The following is a 15,704-nucleotide window of genomic DNA, read 5'->3' as shown; positions in this document are numbered from 1 at the left end:
CCACACTAGGTTGTCCTAGTGTGGGATCTCTAGGTTATCTTTAATCACTTTTTTTATTTAACCCTAAACGTGCCTTGATATCCGCCAACGCTGATTGCCCTTTTTGCATACGCTCCTGTGCACTCACCACTTTACGTTGCTGTTCCCACTGTAAATCATCTTGTGGTAACTCCAATAAAAAACGACTCAATTCAGGGCGGATAAGTTCACCGTACTGTCGGCGTTCACGACAATGTGAAAAGAATAATTCCCGCTGAGCACGTGTGATCCCCACATATGCTAAGCGACGCTCTTCATCAATATTATTTTCATCAATACTACTTTGATGAGGCAGCAGCCCTTCTTCCATACCAACAAGAAATACATAAGGAAATTCAAGGCCTTTTGATGCATGTAATGTCATTAATTGCACTTGATCAGACTCTTCATCTTCCTCCCCTCGCTCCATCATATCGCGCAGTGTAAAACGCGCCACCACTTGGCTTAATGTCATTGGGTCATTAAGCTCATCACCCTCAATCATTTCACTCATCCATGTAAATAATTGATTAACATTTTTCATCCGCATTTCGGCTGCTTTGGGGCTGGGTGATGTTTCATATAACCAACTTTCGTAATCCATTTCCCGCAATAAATCACGTACAGCAATCAAAGGCTCACGCTCTGACGTCTGAACGATGCTATCTATCCAATGGGTAAAACGTTGTAATGCTTCTAACCCTTTCCCCTTCAGAGTTTGCTCTAACCCTAAATCAAAACTGGCCTGATATAAGCTTTTGCCCCGCTGGTTCGCCCACTCACCTAATTTTTGAATCGTTTTTGGGCCAATTTCCCGACGTGGTGTATTAACAATGCGCAAAAATGCACTGTCATCTTCAGGGTTAGTAAGTACTCGCAAATAAGCTAATAGGTCTTTAATTTCTGGACGAGAGAAAAACGAAGCCCCCCCAGAAATACGGTAAGGAATGCGGTTTTGCATCAGCATTTTTTCAAAGATTCGTGACTGATGATTGCCACGATACAAAATAGCGTAATCTTTATAATCTGTTTTATTAATAAAATGATGAGCGATTAGTTCACCAATCACTCTTTCTGCTTCGTGATCTTCATTGTTGGCAGTGAGGACTCTAAGTGGCGCCCCATAGCCCAATTCTGAAAATAATTTTTTTTCAAAGACATGGGGATTATTCGCAATTAAAATATTTGCAGCCTTTAAAATTCGCTCGGACGAACGGTAATTTTGCTCCAGTTTAATCACATTCAGCTTGGGGAAATCTTTGCTCAATAACACCAAATTTTGTGGCCGAGCACCACGCCATGAGTAGATTGATTGGTCATCATCACCTACAACTGTAAACCTAGCTCGCTGCCCTACCAGTAACTTAACCAATTGATATTGGCTCGTATTAGTATCTTGGTATTCATCCACCAGCAGATAGCGAATTTTTTGCTGCCAGCGCTCGCGAACCTCTTCATTTTGATATAACAGAACCGTTGGCTTACTGATAAGGTCGTCAAAATCCAACACATTGCAGCTTTTCAAATGCAGCTCATAGCGACGATAACACTCGGCAAAATGGTGTTCTTTCTCACTTCTAGCTTGCCCTATGACTTGTTGAGGTGAGATCAGATCGTTTTTCCAATTAGAAATAGCCGAGATCAATTGTTTCAGTAAATCTTTATCTTCTTCCAGCAAATCAAAAGTGAGTTCTTTCAATAACGCCATTTGATCTTGGTCGTCAAATAACGAAAAGTTGGCTTTAATGCCTAGCGCTTTATATTCACGCTTAATAATTTCTAACCCTAATGTATGGAAGGTGGATATAATCAAACCGCGTGCTTCTTTTTTACCCAATGTCTGTGCTACACGTTCTTTCATTTCTCGCGCGGCTTTATTGGTAAAAGTCACCGCAGCAATTTGCCTAGGCTGATAACCACATTGACGAATTAAATGCGCAATTTTATTCGTAATGACTCGAGTTTTGCCTGACCCCGCCCCAGCCAATACAAGGCACGGGCCATCGACAAATTCAACTGCCTGTTGTTGGCTTGGGTTTAATCGCATGGTTTTTTACATCACTCTCTAACGCTAAAAGATACTGTTCCGAATTGTAGCAGAAACTACGCCAACTCTTGAGCCGTTAATTTTCTCAATTTATAAAAAACAAAAAACCGCATAACGCTTTGTTATACGGTTTATTAAAATTCTTGTACTATTCTTTTTCTTTTATTTAGCCAACCGCGATCTTTTTCATATCCGTCATATATCCACGTAAAACCTTACCGATTTTCTCAATCGGATGATTACGGATAGCTTCATTGATATCACGTAACTGCGCGTTATCTGTGCCATTATCAGCAACAGGCTTCGCTAAATCGCCTGCTTGTAATTTGCTCATGAAGTCTTTCAACATCGGCACAACGGCAAATGAGAACAGATAGTTACCGTATTCCGCAGTGTCTGAAATAACGACGTTCATTTCATATAAGCGCTTACGAGCGATGGTGTTCGCAATCAATGGCAATTCGTGCAGTGATTCATAGTAAGCCGACTCTTCTAAGATACCCGCTTCTAACATTGTATCGAACGCTAACTCAACACCCGCTTTAACCATAGCGACTAACAGAACACCGTGATCAAAATACTCTTGCTCTGCAATTTTGCTTTCATACTCTGGGTAGTTCTCAAATGCTGATTTACCCGTTTCTTCACGCCATGTCAGCAGGTTTTTATCATCATTTGCCCAGTCAGCCATCATGGTTGCAGAGAATTCACCTGAAATGATGTCATCCATATGTTTTTGGAACAATGGCGCCATAATGGTTTTTAGTTGCTCAGACAATGCGTATGCACGTATTTTTGCTGGGTTAGATAAACGGTCCATCATCAGCGTGATACCACCTTGTTTCAGCGCTTCGGTGATCGTTTCCCAACCAAACTGAATTAATTTACCTGCATAACCGGGTTCAACACCGTCTGCCACCATTTTGTCGTAACTTAACAATGCGCCTGCTTGCAACATACCACACAGAATCGTTTGCTCGCCCATCAGGTCAGACTTAACTTCGGCAACAAATGAAGATTCCAGAACACCTGCACGATGGCCACCAGTCGCTGCTGCCCATGCTTTAGCGATAGCCATACCTTCACCTTTCGGATCATTTTCTGGGTGAACTGCTATCAGTGTCGGAACACCGAAACCACGTTTGTATTCTTCACGAACTTCAGTACCTGGACATTTTGGTGCTACCATTACAACAGTAATATCTTTACGGATTTCCTCGCCAACTTCAACAATGTTAAAACCATGCGAGTAGCCCAGAGCTGCACCTTGTTTCATCATTGGCTGAACAGCACGAACAACGGTCGAGTGCTGTTTGTCTGGTGTTAAGTTAATAACTAAGTCTGCCGTTGGGATCAATTCTTCATATGTGCCAACTTTAAAGCCATTTTCTGTTGCTTTACGCCATGATGCACGCTTTTCGCTAATCGCTTCGGCACGTAATGCATAAGCGATATCTAAACCAGAATCACGCATGTTCAAGCCTTGGTTTAGGCCTTGAGCACCACAACCGACGATGACGATTTTTTTACCTTTCAGGTAGCCTGCTTCATCCGCAAACTCTTCGCGCTTCATAAAGCGGCATTTACCTAATTGAGCTAACTGCTCACGCAAATTCAATGTGTTAAAATAATTCGCCATTGTCATACTCCATTGTTCTGTTGTGTTCGTTATGTCAGGCAACGATTTTGCCTGTCGCTCATGTTGAGCGTTTATGGATTTACTATATGCGATGTTTCGCATTGCTTAAATTGATATATTAACAATACAATGTTGCAATATTCGCAACGTCATTTATTACATCGTTAGAGGGCAAAATGGATATCCGTGATTTGAAGCTTTTCTTACACTTAGCACAGAGCTGCCATTTTGGACGCACCTCCAAAGCCATGCATGTCAGCCCTTCCACTTTGTCTAGACAAATACAACGGCTAGAAGATCAACTCGGTCACTCTCTATTTGTACGCGACAACCGTTCAGTCAAGCTAACCCAAGCAGGCGAGCAACTCAAACAATTCGCTCAACAAACCTTATTGCAGTATCAGCAACTACAACATGCCCTTAATCAGCAAAGCCCATCACTAAGTGGAGAGCTGCACCTTTTTTGCTCTGTAACCGCAGCCTATAGTCATTTACCACAAGTGTTGGATAAATTCCGAGCCTTACATCCACTCGTTGAAATAAAACTCACTACAGGGGATGCTGCTGATGCCGTTGAAAAAGTAGAAACCCATGAAGCAGATTTGGGTATTGCAGGGAAACCAGAGCGCTTACCAGACAACGTACGTTTCACCAAAATCGGTGAAATTCCCCTCGTCTTGATAGCGCCATCATTACCTTGTGCAGTACGCTCAATGGTGACAGAAGCATCTCCTGATTGGTCTACCGTCCCATTTATCTTGCCCGAACACGGGCCATCGCGTAAACGTATCGAGCTTTGGTTCCGCCGCCATAACATCAACAATCCTGTTATTTATGCAACGGTATCTGGTCATGAAGCCATCGTATCGATGGTTGCCCTAGGTTGTGGCATCGCGCTAATTCCCAGTGTTGTGGTTGATAACAGTCCTGAACCCGTGCGTAGCCGTATTTCTCAACTCGACAATATTTCAATGGTTGAACCATTCGAACTGGGCGTTTGTTTATTAAGCAAACGCCTTAGTGAACCACTAATTAAAGCCTTCTGGGAATTACTTCCTGATAGCTCAATCTAGACTTTTGTGGTTATCTTGTGGTGCTAGGAAAAACCGAAAAGACGGGTTTCCCGTTTCTTCATGATATTCATAGCCTAATGCATCAAGATGGCGGTCAAACCGTACTTCTGGCTCTGAAAGCTCAAACGCTGCCAACACTCGACCATAGTCTGTACCATGGCTACGGTAATGAAATAGCGTAATATTCCAGTGCGTTCCGAGCGTTTCTAAGAATCGGAGTAATGCCCCCGGTGACTCAGGAAACTCAAAACTATACAGACGTTCATCTAATGGCTTCGATGGGCGACCGCCTATCATGTAGCGCACGTGGAGTTTTGCCATTTCATCATCAGACAGGTCATCGACATCATAACCATGACTTCTCAGCTCTTGAATAATTTCATTACGCTCACCATCTTTACCACTTAGGCGTACTCCAACAAAAATACAAGCATGGTCTGGATCTGCATCTGTATAGCGATAATTAAACTCAGTGATCGCTCTTTGCCCTAATAACTGACAAAAACGTAAAAAGCTACCTTTTTGTTCAGGAATGGTGACGGCTAAAAGCGCTTCACGTTGTTCGCCAATTTCACAGCGCTCAGAAACATAACGTAGACCATGAAAGTTCATATTCGCGCCAGAAAGGATATGAGCGAGCCTTTCATCTTTAATATTGTGCTGCTGAACATATTTTTTTAACCCCGCCAAAGCCAATGCACCTGAAGGCTCTGCAATCGCTCGCACATCTTCAAAAATATCTTTCAATGCAGCACAAATAGAATCACTGTCAACGGTGATAACATCATCAACATATTGCTGGCAGAGCCTAAAAGTTTCATCACCAATGCGTTTTACAGCCACACCTTCAGCGAACAACCCTACACGAGGCAAATCAACGGGATGACCTGCTTCCAGTGCCGCTTTTAAACATGCGGCATCTTCCGATTCAACACCAATAATTTTAATCTCTGGCATCAATTGTTTAATTAATACAGCTACGCCTGCAATCAAGCCTCCGCCACCCACAGGAATAAAAATACGGTCTAAATGAGCATCTTGCTGTAATAATTCCAGTGCAATAGTGGCTTGACCTGCAATGACAGAAGGGTGGTCAAAAGGAGGAACAAAGGTGTACCCCTCTTCTGCCGCCATCGCGATTGCTTTAGCTTTTGCTTCATCAAAATTCGCACCGTATAAAATAGCTTCTCCACCAAAGCTACGCACGGCATCCACTTTGATATCAGCAGTTGCAATCGGCATCACAATTTTTGCCTTCACCCCCACGCGGTTCGCTGACAACGCGACACCTTGAGCATGGTTACCAGCAGAAGCGGTTACCACTCCCTTCGCTTTTTGCTCATCCGTTAAGCCTGCAATCATTGCATACGCACCACGAAGCTTAAAGCTGTGTACGGGTTGTCTATCTTCACGCTTCACTAAAATGGTATTGCCTAAGCGTGACGATATTTTATCCATTTGTTGTAGAGGCGTTACTTGGGCAGCTTCATAAACCGGCGCACTCAGCGCCGCTTTTAAATAATCTGCTCCGGTTGGGGCAACGGATAATGGTTTTACTGCAGCCACAATTAGCCTCCCAACTTAGACTTATCGCGTACTGCACCTTTGTCCGCACTTGTCGCAAGGGAAGCGTAAGCACGCAGAGCAAAAGATACTTCACGCTGACGGTTACGTGGGGTAAAGGCTTTATCACCACGCGCTAATTCAGCTTCACGGCGTTGACTAAGCTCACTTTCACTCACATCCAGTACCATTGTTCTTTTCGGGATATCAATATCAATAATATCGCCGTCTTGAACTAACGCTAATAAACCGCCACTCGCCGCTTCTGGTGAAATATGACCAATCGAAAGCCCTGAGCTACCACCAGAAAAACGGCCATCCGTGATCAAGGCACAGCTTTTGCCTAATCCCATTGATTTCAGATATGACGTTGGGTAGAGCATTTCTTGCATACCCGGGCCTCCTTTCGGCCCTTCATAGCGAATAACCACGACATCACCTTCAACGACTTTTCCACCCAAGATCGACTCAACCGCATCATCTTGGCTTTCAAATACTTTCGCAGGTCCACGGAAAGTTAAACTCCCCTCATCAACCCCTGCTGTTTTTACAATACAACCATCTTCCGCGATGTTACCGAACAACACAGCCAAGCCACCGTCTAAACTATATGCATGCTCAATATCTCGAATACAACCATTTTCACGATCAGTATCGAGTGAAGGCCAACGGCAATTTTGCGAAAAAGCTTTTGTCGTACGAATACCCGCAGGACCCGCTGAGAACATAGACTTAACGTCTTCATCTTTCGTTAACATCACATCGTACTGAGCCAATGTTTCTTGTAACGTCAGCCCTAAAATATTAGTCACATTTTCTTGCAATAAACCCGCGCGGCTCAGTTCACCTAAAATACCGATCACCCCACCAGCACGGTGAACATCTTCCATATGGTATTTTTGCGTACTTGGCGCCACTTTACATAAATGCGGTACTTTGCGAGACAAACGGTCGATATCTTCCATCGTGAAATCCACTTCCGCCTCTTGTGCCGAAGCCAGTAAGTGAAGCACGGTATTCGTCGATCCCCCCATCGCAATATCTAGGGTCATTGCGTTTTCGAATGCCGCTTTATTGGCAATATTACGCGGTAGCGCACTTTCATCATCTTTTTCGTAATAGCGCTTAGTTAACTCAACGATACGTTTACCTGCGTTGATAAATAAAGTTTCGCGATCCGCGTGAGTCGCTAATAATGAACCGTTGCCCGGCTGAGATAAACCTAATGCTTCTGTTAAACAGTTCATTGAGTTCGCGGTAAACATACCAGAACATGAACCGCAAGTAGGACAAGCTGAACGCTCAATTTGCTCACTATCAGCATCGCTCACATTTGGGTTTGCCCCTTGGATCATCGCATCAACTAAATCGAGCTTGATAATTTGGTCTGAAAGCTTGGTTTTGCCCGCTTCCATCGGCCCACCAGAGACAAAAATAACCGGAATATTCAGGCGTAGTGCAGCCATTAACATTCCTGGGGTAATTTTGTCACAGTTAGAAATGCAAACCATGGCATCAGCACAGTGCGCATTCACCATATATTCGACGGAATCCGCAATTAATTCACGGGAAGGTAAGGAATACAGCATTCCGCCATGCCCCATGGCAATCCCATCATCAACAGCAATCGTATTGAACTCTTTTGCAACTCCGCCGGCATTTTCAATTTGCTCTGCAACCAGCTTGCCTAAATCACGGAGGTGCACATGGCCAGGGACAAACTGAGTGAACGAGTTAACAACCGCAATAATAGGTTTTCCAAAATCAGCATCGGTCATACCTGTTGCGCGCCATAATGCACGAGCACCAGCCATATTACGACCATGAGTTGTTGTTGCTGAACGGTACTTAGGCATATCTTTAACTCCCGTGTTTAAAAGCAGGCGGGGAACGTCCGCCTGTAATATCTATTTTAATTTAATTATTAAGGGTTTACTGGATCTAACCAGCCCCATTTGTCTTCTGTTGTACCATTGAACAAGCCAAAGAATGCCTGTTGGATTTGTTTCGTCACAGGTCCACAACGACCAATACCAACTTGAATGCCATCTACACTACGAACTGGAGTGATCTCTGCAGCGGTTCCTGTCATAAAGACTTCATCTGCTATATATAGAGACTCGCGAGACAGTGTTTGTTCACGTACTTCAATTCCGAGATCTTTTGCTAGTGTGAGGATTGCATCACGTGTGATCCCGGGTAATGCAGAAGAAGTAAATGGTGGGGTATATAGAACGCCATCTTTCACTTCAAAAATATTTTCACCGGCACCTTCAGACAGATAGCCATGAACATCTAATGCAATCCCTTCTTGGTAACCATGGCGACGAGCTTCACTACCAACCAGCAATGAAGACAAATAGTTACCACCTGCTTTTGCGCCAGTAGGGATCGTATTCGGTGCAGCGCGATTCCATGAAGAAACCATAGCATCAATTCCTTGGTCTAATGCCTCTTCACCTAAATAAGCCCCCCACGGGAAAGCCGCTAAGATAACATCGGTTTTATAACCATCAGGAGGGTTAACCCCCATACCAACATCACCAATAAACACCAATGGACGAATATACGCACTGACTAAGTTATTTTTACGTAAAGTTGCACGGCAGGCTTCCATTAGCTCTTCCACGCTATAGCTGACAGGCATACGGTAAATTTTGGCAGAATCATGCAAACGCTGCATATGCTCACGATGACGAAAAACCACAGGGCCTTTATGTGAATCATAACAACGGACGCCTTCAAACACAGAGGTACCATAGTGCAGAGCATGAGACATAACATGAACCTTGGCATCAGCCCATGGCGTCATTTCACCGTTAAACCAAATAAAGTCAGCTTTCTTAGTCATTTGTATATTCCTTACATTGCACTTTGTGTGCGTAATAGTCGTGATTCTTGTTGTAGTACTTCAACTTCAGTAATGTCGGGAAGCTTCGTTAACTGAGCACAAAGCTGCATCAACGGCCTCTGGCTACTTACCGTAAGTTCAATATTAACATTATCGCCATCGATTGATTGACCCATATTCATGGCGCTAATACGAAATCCACGATGGCGTGCTACCCTTAATATACGCTCTAAAACCTCAGGACGGAAACGGGCTAATATCGAGAGTTGATGTTGCATCATAATGGTTTCTCCATCATTTTTTCATTACTAGCCCCAGGTGGAACCAACGGCCAGACGTTTTCTAATTCATTAATTGATACTTGTAATAAGTAGGCACCTTCACTATTTAACAATTCATCGAGCGCAGCACTCACCTCAGATTTATCAGTAATACGTTGGCCTTTAATGCCAAACGCACTCGCTAACGCGACAAAATCTGGGTTATCCGTCAAAATCGTTTCACTATAACGCTGTTCAAAGAAGAGCTCTTGCCATTGGCGAACCATGCCTAAGCGTTGGTTATCGATTAAAAGAATTTTGACAGGGAGTTGTTTACGTTTGATAGTTCCGAGCTCTTGGACATTCATCATAAAAGAGCCATCACCCGATACACACACAACCGTATCTTCGGGCCTTGCTACTTGAGCACCAATGGCGGCGGGTATGCCAAATCCCATCGTACCTAAACCACTTGATGTTAAGAAATTCTCAGGTCCATCGACTGTAATATGCTGAGCCGACCACATCTGATGCTGTCCGACATCAGTGGTAACCACTGTGTTTGGCTTCATTTTATCTGATAGCTGTTTCAGTAGTAGTGGTGCATAGATAAGCTCACCGGGATGATCATAGCGCCAACCAAATTCTTTTTTAAGTGCCTGAACTTCCTGTTGCCAAGGCGCAATTGATTTTTTAAGCATTAACTCAGGAAGTAACAATTTTGCATCGCCATGCAATGCCACATGAGTTTGGCGTAATTTATCTAGCTCAACATGGTCAATATCAATATGAATAACTTTTGCATTAGGTGCGAAAGTATTTAATTTTCCCGTCACTCGGTCATCAAAACGCGCTCCAACAGCAATCAGCAAATCACAACGCTGTACGGAAATATTGGCCGCTTTAGTACCATGCATGCCTAACATTCCAAGGTAGTTTTCATCTGATGGGCTAACAGCACCGAGTCCTTTTAAGGTCGAAACAGAAGGGACCCCCGTAAAACGAATAAATTCCCTTAACTCATTAACTGCTCCTGACAGACCAACACCACCACCAACATACAGCATCGGCTTTTCAGATTGTTCTAGCAACGCTCTTGCTTGTTGTATCTCAACTTGAGGCAATGTTATTTCTTGTTCCACAGGCATTAAAAATGGCGATAACTCCGCTTGTTGTAGCTGAATATCTTTCGGAATATCAATCAGTACCGGTCCAGGACGTCCACTATTTGCGATTGCGAAAGCTTCAGCAAGGATGCGGGGTAAATCATCTATCGATTCAACTAAAAAACTATGTTTAGTACAGGCCAGAGATAGCCCTAAAACATCGATTTCCTGAAAAGCATCTGTTCCGATGAACTCAGATGCAACCTGCCCTGTGATTGCCACAACCGGAACTGAATCTAACAAGGCATCAGCCAACCCCGTAATCACATTCGTCGCTCCAGGCCCAGAAGTGGCGATGCATACTCCTGTTTTTCCTGTAGAGCGTGCATAACCAATTGCGGCTATTACAGCACCTTGCTCATGTCGACACAGTAAATGGTCTATCCCCCCATCATACAGTGCATCATAAACTGGCATAATTGCGCCACCGGGATAACCAAAGACGGTATCAACTCCTTGAGCTCGCAATGCTTGAACTAACCACTGTGCTCCATTCATGCTTTATCTCCTGTCTGTCCACTTTTATCTATTTGTATTTATTATGTTTTATTTAATTTACTTGTATTAACAAATATTTGTGTCAAAAAAAACCCCGCGCCTTTCGGTGCGGGGTTCTCGTAAGATCTGGCTGTTATTTTAGCCTTCGTCGTCCAAGTGCAGCCCCGCACGGTGGGATAATAATCACCACCACGCTAATAATAATTAGGCTAACTGCTTGGATAAATGCGTTCATGTATTTTAACTTTTTTAATATTCTCAGTTATCTTTATTAAAGAGTTATCATTTTAAAATTGTTTTGACAACTTTTATTTAATTTATTTATTTTCAAAATGTTTAACCCATCTAAAATCATATAGTTACATTAAAATTAGAATAATTAGCTACTAATTCACATATTACATAGCAATTTCCAACAATATTCATAGCATAATTAGCTATATCAACCCTAACAAATGCGTTAGGCTTAACATGAGATTTATTTTGAAATTAATTAATTATTCTAATATTAATCCAAAGCTTCATTGTTACCCCACCCAAGTAAATCACACAAAACCCCAGTTACACCAAGCATTCGAGACACTTCCAAGAAAATTGAAACGGCTGAGTTATTAAACAATTAAACTTTCAAGCTCCCTCACAAATATATTAAAAACTCCGTGTAAACAAACTTATTCCAAACAGAATATTACTCTGCCAACTGCATTGGAGGGAAATATGTCACTAGCCATTGTTTACACGAGAGCATCTATCGGGATGGATGCCCCCCTTGTTACCGTTGAGGCACATATTAGTAATGGGCTACCAGGATTAACATTGGTGGGGTTACCTGAAACAGCAGTTAAAGAGGCAAGAGATAGAGTAAGAAGTGCTTTATTAAATAGTGGGTTCGAGTATCCTGCAAAAAAAATGACAATTAACTTAGCACCTGCTGATTTGCCAAAAGAAAGCGGCCGTTATGACCTGGCTATTGCGATAGCCATCCTTGCATCATCAGGGCAAATTCCACATGAAGCGCTAAACCAATATGAGTTTTTAGGCGAACTCGCGTTATCTGGCCATATTCGCTACGTCAGCAGTGCAATCCCTGCCGCACAATCGGCATTAAAGCAACACCGAGAATTAATACTTTCAATAGAAAACCAATATCAACTTAATCTACTTCCTGACAATAGCGTTCATCTAGCGATATCTTTATTAGAACTTTGTCATTTTTTACATGGCAAACAAACATTAATGACGAACCAGCAGCTCGATGAACCCCCTTCGGTATCTGGGCATAAAAACGATATCAACGATATTATTGGGCAAGAACAAGGAAAGCGTGCATTAGAAATTTGCGCTGCAGGTGGTCATAATTTACTTCTATTAGGCCCTCCTGGTACAGGAAAAACGATGCTAGCAAGCAGGCTAATAACGTTATTACCCCCATTAACGCCTCAAGAAGCACTAGAAGTCGCCTCACTACATAGCTTGAATGAAATAACAAAAGAGAATATAGATTGGCCTGTGAGGCCTTTTAGAGCCCCTCATCATAGCGCATCAATAGCTGCCCTGATTGGCGGCGGCTCCCTTCCCAAACCCGGAGAGATTTCACTTGCTCACCACGGCATTTTATTTTTAGATGAATTACCTGAATTTAGTCGTTCAGTCCTAGATTCATTACGAGAACCCCTAGAATCACGAAAAATTAGCATTTCTCGTGCTAAAGCAAAAGTTTGTTACCCCGCAAACTTCCAATTAATTGCGGCTCTTAATCCTAGTCCTACAGGTCATTACAAAGGTGAAATGAACCGCTCATCTCCTAGCCGTATTTTACGTTACCTTTCACATATTTCAGGTCCTTTTCTCGACCGCTTCGATCTCTCTATCGAAATACCGCTACTACCTCTTGGCTCATTAAGTCACCAAACTTATCAAGGAGAAACGAGTAAACAGGTTCGTCAAAGAGTGATTGAAGCAAGAAACAGGCAGCTTGAACGCGCAGGAAAGGTTAATAATTTACTAACTCCTAAAGAAACCACACAATTTTGCCCGCTAAAGCCAGAAGATGCGTTATTCTTAGAACATGCATTAAACAAGTTGGGGCTTTCTATACGTGCTTGGCATAAAATTTTAAAAGTTTCTCGGACTATTGCAGATCTTAATATATCTGACGATATTGAACGCCCCCACTTATTAGAGGCATTAGCATACCGAGCAATGGATAAGTTATTGCTTCATTTGCAAAAACAAGTAAGCTGATCAGTAGAAAGAAAAATATTGTTTACCGAACAAAAATAAAGGGACCAAAGTCCCTGTATTTATTCAGCAATAATATTAATCATCTGTATCGGTATAATCTTCTGATGGATCTATCTGTGGTTTACCGCCAGATAATGTGTGGAAGCGTTTTGGACGGTTGATACGACTAGAGTATTTTGCCCAAACTTTTTCTTCTGGGGTAGCTGGTTCACGCTCACCACGGCATACAGCGACGAAAAGTTTTTCTTCTTCGGTCTGTGCCGCACGTTTACCAGTATCAAGCTCATTAAAAGCTTGGCCTAGGCGCTCTAGTAACTGAGCTTCTTTAATGGTGAAATCACCATGACGAGAAAAGCCACGTGGGTAATGTTTATTATCAAAAAAACGATTAGTCGTGATGAAGCTATCTGCCATCTGACACACTCCTAACTTATTACAATCAACTCTATATGGCGCGGAGTATTAGACAGCATAAGCAATCTGTAAAACAAAACATTTAAATCATCACGACAAAAATAATTGGAGATGTGTGTGGACAGCGAGTTATTGAGAACTTTTTTAGAGGTCAGTAAAACTAGGCACTTCGGCAGAGCCGCAGAATCACTCTATTTAACGCAATCAGCGGTGAGTTTTCGTATTCGACAATTAGAAACTCAACTTGGAACCAGCCTATTCACCCGACACAGAAATAATATCCGATTAACCGCAGCAGGTGAGAGATTAGTCCCTTATGCTGAGTCACTGATGAATACCTGGCTACAAGCCAAAAAAGAAATTTCTCATGCATCTCAACATACAGAGCTTTCAATCGGTGCGACAGCATCACTCTGGGAAGGCTATCTAACTGATTGGATGGAAGCGCTTTATGAGCAGCATGACGAATTGCGGCTCGAAGCTAGAGTCTCTACTCGTCAATCGTTAGTTAAGCAATTACATTCAAGGGAATTAGATCTCTTAATAGCAACAGAGCCACCAAAAATGGATGAATTTGAAAGTACAATTATAGGCACAATTGACTTACAGCTAATGGCTTCACAAAAGAATATTGCGTTAACAAAATACAATTATATCAAGCTAGAATGGGGCGCAGATTTTCATCCTAAAAATGAACCTGTTTTAACTCAGGAAGATACGCCTGTTATGATCACTACCTCAGCACATATTACCCGACAATTACTTTCTGTATCGCTCTCTGCTGCATTTTTACCTGCTCATTGGGTATATCAATACTCTGGATTAAAAACGCTCTCAGAAACATCAATAAGTAAGCCGTTATATGCCGTTTGGTTACAGAAAAATGATCAACAAGCACTGATCAATCAATTGATTAAAACTCCAATAAAAAATGCACAGTTAAGCGATGAGTGATTTTCACTCATCTTGTCTTTTATGATGACCAAACAGTTTGCCGACATACAGGTTCATAGCACCTTCGCCTTAAACATAATATGTTTACATCTTTATATAATCACATGAATTAACTATTCAATATTATAATAAAACTGCATGGATTAACTTTTTAAATCCTTTTAAATAAAAAGTCATAATTTTATCCATAAAAACATTACTGCCAACTCTAAGCAAAGAGCCATCACAAGTTAATATATTGATTGTATTAAGATAATTGATAGGAGAAATAGGAGGATTTAAGAAATGAAAGCGCATATTAATTCAATAAGCGATGAATAAAGAAAAACCCGATTAAGCTAATCGGGTTATCAATAGATACTTCTTTTATTATTACTTAATTGGTAACTGGCAGGGGCGGAGAGACTCGAACTCCCAACACCCGGTTTTGGAGACCGGTGCTCTACCAATTGAACTACGCCCCTAAATTAAGTGGCGGAACGGACGGGACTCGAACCCGCGACCCCCTGCGTGACAGGCAGGTATTCTAACCAACTGAACTACCGCTCCACTTATTCTTTTTGCCTTTCGGCAGCTTACTGCTATTGAGCAATAAACCTTTAATTAATGTCTGGCAGTTCCCTACTCTCACATGGGGAGACCCCACACTACCATCGGCGCTACGGCGTTTCACTGCTGAGTTCGGCATGGGGTCAGGTGGGACCACCGCGCTATTGCCGCCAGACAAATTCTGTTCGTTCCCGTTTAAATCAACACCCTTTCGATGTCTCCCTAAACCAGAACTGCAATCCTGAACAAGCTGCTGTGTCCTTCACCTCTCGGCTTCTCACACTTCATTGAATCTACTCTAATCTCTCTAAAACACCTTCGGTGTTGTCAGGTTAAGCCTCACGGTTCATTAGTATTGGTTAGCTCAACATATCGCTATGCTTACACACCCAACCTATCAACGTCTTAGTCTTAAACGTTCCTTTAGG

Annotated in this window: 12 protein-coding genes, 2 tRNA genes and 2 rRNA genes; 3 read left to right on the top strand and 13 right to left on the bottom strand. The window is 42.4% G+C overall.

Features of this window, described 5'->3' with window-relative positions:
- Positions 1-40: 40 nt before the first annotated feature.
- On the bottom strand, positions 41-2,065 hold the full coding sequence (gene rep, locus ACLPIE_RS08695) for a DNA helicase Rep (protein WP_430261174.1): 2,025 nt from the start codon (positions 2,063-2,065) through the stop codon (positions 41-43).
- Between the two features lie 166 nt (positions 2,066-2,231).
- Entirely contained in the window at positions 2,232-3,704 is a 1,473-nt protein-coding gene (gene ilvC, locus ACLPIE_RS08690; protein ID WP_430261173.1) for a ketol-acid reductoisomerase, read from the bottom strand.
- A 176-nt stretch (positions 3,705-3,880) separates the two neighbouring features.
- Between ilvC and ilvY the strand changes: the two genes are divergently transcribed.
- A complete protein-coding gene (ilvY, locus tag ACLPIE_RS08685; protein WP_430261171.1) occupies positions 3,881-4,777 on the top strand; it encodes an HTH-type transcriptional activator IlvY in 897 nt (298 codons plus the stop codon).
- Here the strand turns inward: ilvY and ilvA are convergent.
- The 6 genes from ilvA to ilvL form a co-directional block, all read right to left on the bottom strand.
- Complete coding sequence (ilvA, locus tag ACLPIE_RS08680) at positions 4,769-6,343, bottom strand: threonine ammonia-lyase, biosynthetic (protein WP_430261169.1); 1,575 nt, start codon at positions 6,341-6,343, stop codon at positions 4,769-4,771. The two genes, ilvY and ilvA, sit on opposite strands and share 9 nt — an antisense overlap.
- Before the next feature lie 2 nt (positions 6,344-6,345).
- Positions 6,346-8,196 carry a dihydroxy-acid dehydratase gene (gene ilvD / locus ACLPIE_RS08675; protein ID WP_430261168.1) on the bottom strand — a complete coding sequence of 617 codons (1,851 nt, stop codon included), beginning with the start codon at positions 8,194-8,196 and terminating at the stop codon, positions 6,346-6,348.
- A gap of 68 nt (positions 8,197-8,264) precedes the next feature.
- Positions 8,265-9,191, bottom strand: a complete 927-nt coding sequence (locus ACLPIE_RS08670) for a branched-chain amino acid transaminase (protein ID WP_430261166.1) — start codon at positions 9,189-9,191, stop codon at positions 8,265-8,267.
- Between the two features lie 11 nt (positions 9,192-9,202).
- Positions 9,203-9,472, bottom strand: coding sequence for an acetolactate synthase 2 small subunit (ilvM, locus tag ACLPIE_RS08665; protein ID WP_430261165.1), 270 nt, complete (start codon positions 9,470-9,472; stop codon positions 9,203-9,205).
- Positions 9,469-11,115 (bottom strand): acetolactate synthase 2 catalytic subunit, encoded by a 1,647-nt coding sequence (gene ilvG, locus ACLPIE_RS08660; protein WP_430261163.1) that lies wholly within the window; start codon positions 11,113-11,115, stop codon positions 9,469-9,471. The genes ilvM and ilvG overlap by 4 nt, the downstream gene beginning before the upstream one ends.
- Positions 11,116-11,248: 133 nt before the next feature.
- Positions 11,249-11,350 carry an ilv operon leader peptide gene (ilvL, locus tag ACLPIE_RS08655; protein ID WP_071524553.1) on the bottom strand — a complete coding sequence of 34 codons (102 nt, stop codon included), beginning with the start codon at positions 11,348-11,350 and terminating at the stop codon, positions 11,249-11,251.
- A 482-nt stretch (positions 11,351-11,832) separates the two neighbouring features.
- Here ilvL and ACLPIE_RS08650 point away from each other — a divergent pair, with 482 nt between their 5' ends.
- A complete protein-coding gene (locus ACLPIE_RS08650) occupies positions 11,833-13,359 on the top strand; it encodes a YifB family Mg chelatase-like AAA ATPase (protein WP_430261161.1) in 1,527 nt (508 codons plus the stop codon).
- A 75-nt stretch (positions 13,360-13,434) separates the two neighbouring features.
- Here the strand turns inward: ACLPIE_RS08650 and ACLPIE_RS08645 are convergent, their stop codons facing one another.
- Positions 13,435-13,773 carry a MaoP family protein gene (locus ACLPIE_RS08645; RefSeq protein ID WP_430261159.1) on the bottom strand — a complete coding sequence of 113 codons (339 nt, stop codon included), beginning with the start codon at positions 13,771-13,773 and terminating at the stop codon, positions 13,435-13,437.
- 111 nt (positions 13,774-13,884) lie between these two features.
- Here ACLPIE_RS08645 and hdfR point away from each other — a divergent pair, with 111 nt between their 5' ends.
- On the top strand, positions 13,885-14,727 hold the full coding sequence (gene hdfR, locus ACLPIE_RS08640; protein WP_430261157.1) for an HTH-type transcriptional regulator HdfR: 843 nt from the start codon (positions 13,885-13,887) through the stop codon (positions 14,725-14,727).
- A gap of 388 nt (positions 14,728-15,115) precedes the next feature.
- Here hdfR and ACLPIE_RS08635 read toward each other — a convergent pair.
- The 4 genes from ACLPIE_RS08635 to ACLPIE_RS08620 all read right to left on the bottom strand — a co-directional run.
- Positions 15,116-15,191 (bottom strand) — tRNA-Trp (locus tag ACLPIE_RS08635).
- A gap of 8 nt (positions 15,192-15,199) precedes the next feature.
- A tRNA-Asp gene (locus ACLPIE_RS08630) sits at positions 15,200-15,276 on the bottom strand.
- Positions 15,277-15,335: 59 nt separating this feature from the next.
- A 5S ribosomal RNA gene (rrf, locus tag ACLPIE_RS08625) occupies positions 15,336-15,451 on the bottom strand.
- Positions 15,452-15,604: 153 nt separating this feature from the next.
- Positions 15,605-15,704: ribosomal RNA gene (locus ACLPIE_RS08620) — 23S ribosomal RNA — on the bottom strand; the annotation flags it as partial.

The organism is Providencia sp. Me31A (genome assembly GCF_050487165.1).
Classification (GTDB): domain Bacteria; phylum Pseudomonadota; class Gammaproteobacteria; order Enterobacterales; family Enterobacteriaceae; genus Providencia.
This window is presented reverse-complemented; position numbering and strand designations above follow the sequence as displayed.

Excerpts from the sequence above, each read along its gene's own strand:
- rep (WP_430261174.1), bottom strand. The coding sequence starts at position 2,065 with ATGCGATTAAACCCAAGCCAACAACAGGCAGTTGAATTTGTCGATGGC.
- ilvC (WP_430261173.1), bottom strand. The coding sequence starts at position 3,704 with ATGGCGAATTATTTTAACACATTGAATTTGCGTGAGCAGTTAGCTCAA.
- ilvY (WP_430261171.1), top strand. The coding sequence starts at position 3,881 with ATGGATATCCGTGATTTGAAGCTTTTCTTACACTTAGCACAGAGCTGC.
- ilvD (WP_430261168.1), bottom strand. The coding sequence starts at position 8,196 with ATGCCTAAGTACCGTTCAGCAACAACAACTCATGGTCGTAATATGGCT.
- ACLPIE_RS08670 (WP_430261166.1), bottom strand. The coding sequence starts at position 9,191 with ATGACTAAGAAAGCTGACTTTATTTGGTTTAACGGTGAAATGACGCCA.
- ilvM (WP_430261165.1), bottom strand. The coding sequence starts at position 9,472 with ATGATGCAACATCAACTCTCGATATTAGCCCGTTTCCGTCCTGAGGTT.
- ilvG (WP_430261163.1), bottom strand. The coding sequence starts at position 11,115 with ATGAATGGAGCACAGTGGTTAGTTCAAGCATTGCGAGCTCAAGGAGTT.
- ilvL (WP_071524553.1), bottom strand. The coding sequence starts at position 11,350 with ATGAACGCATTTATCCAAGCAGTTAGCCTAATTATTATTAGCGTGGTG.
- ACLPIE_RS08650 (WP_430261161.1), top strand. The coding sequence starts at position 11,833 with ATGTCACTAGCCATTGTTTACACGAGAGCATCTATCGGGATGGATGCC.
- ACLPIE_RS08645 (WP_430261159.1), bottom strand. The coding sequence starts at position 13,773 with ATGGCAGATAGCTTCATCACGACTAATCGTTTTTTTGATAATAAACAT.
- hdfR (WP_430261157.1), top strand. The coding sequence starts at position 13,885 with ATGTGTGTGGACAGCGAGTTATTGAGAACTTTTTTAGAGGTCAGTAAA.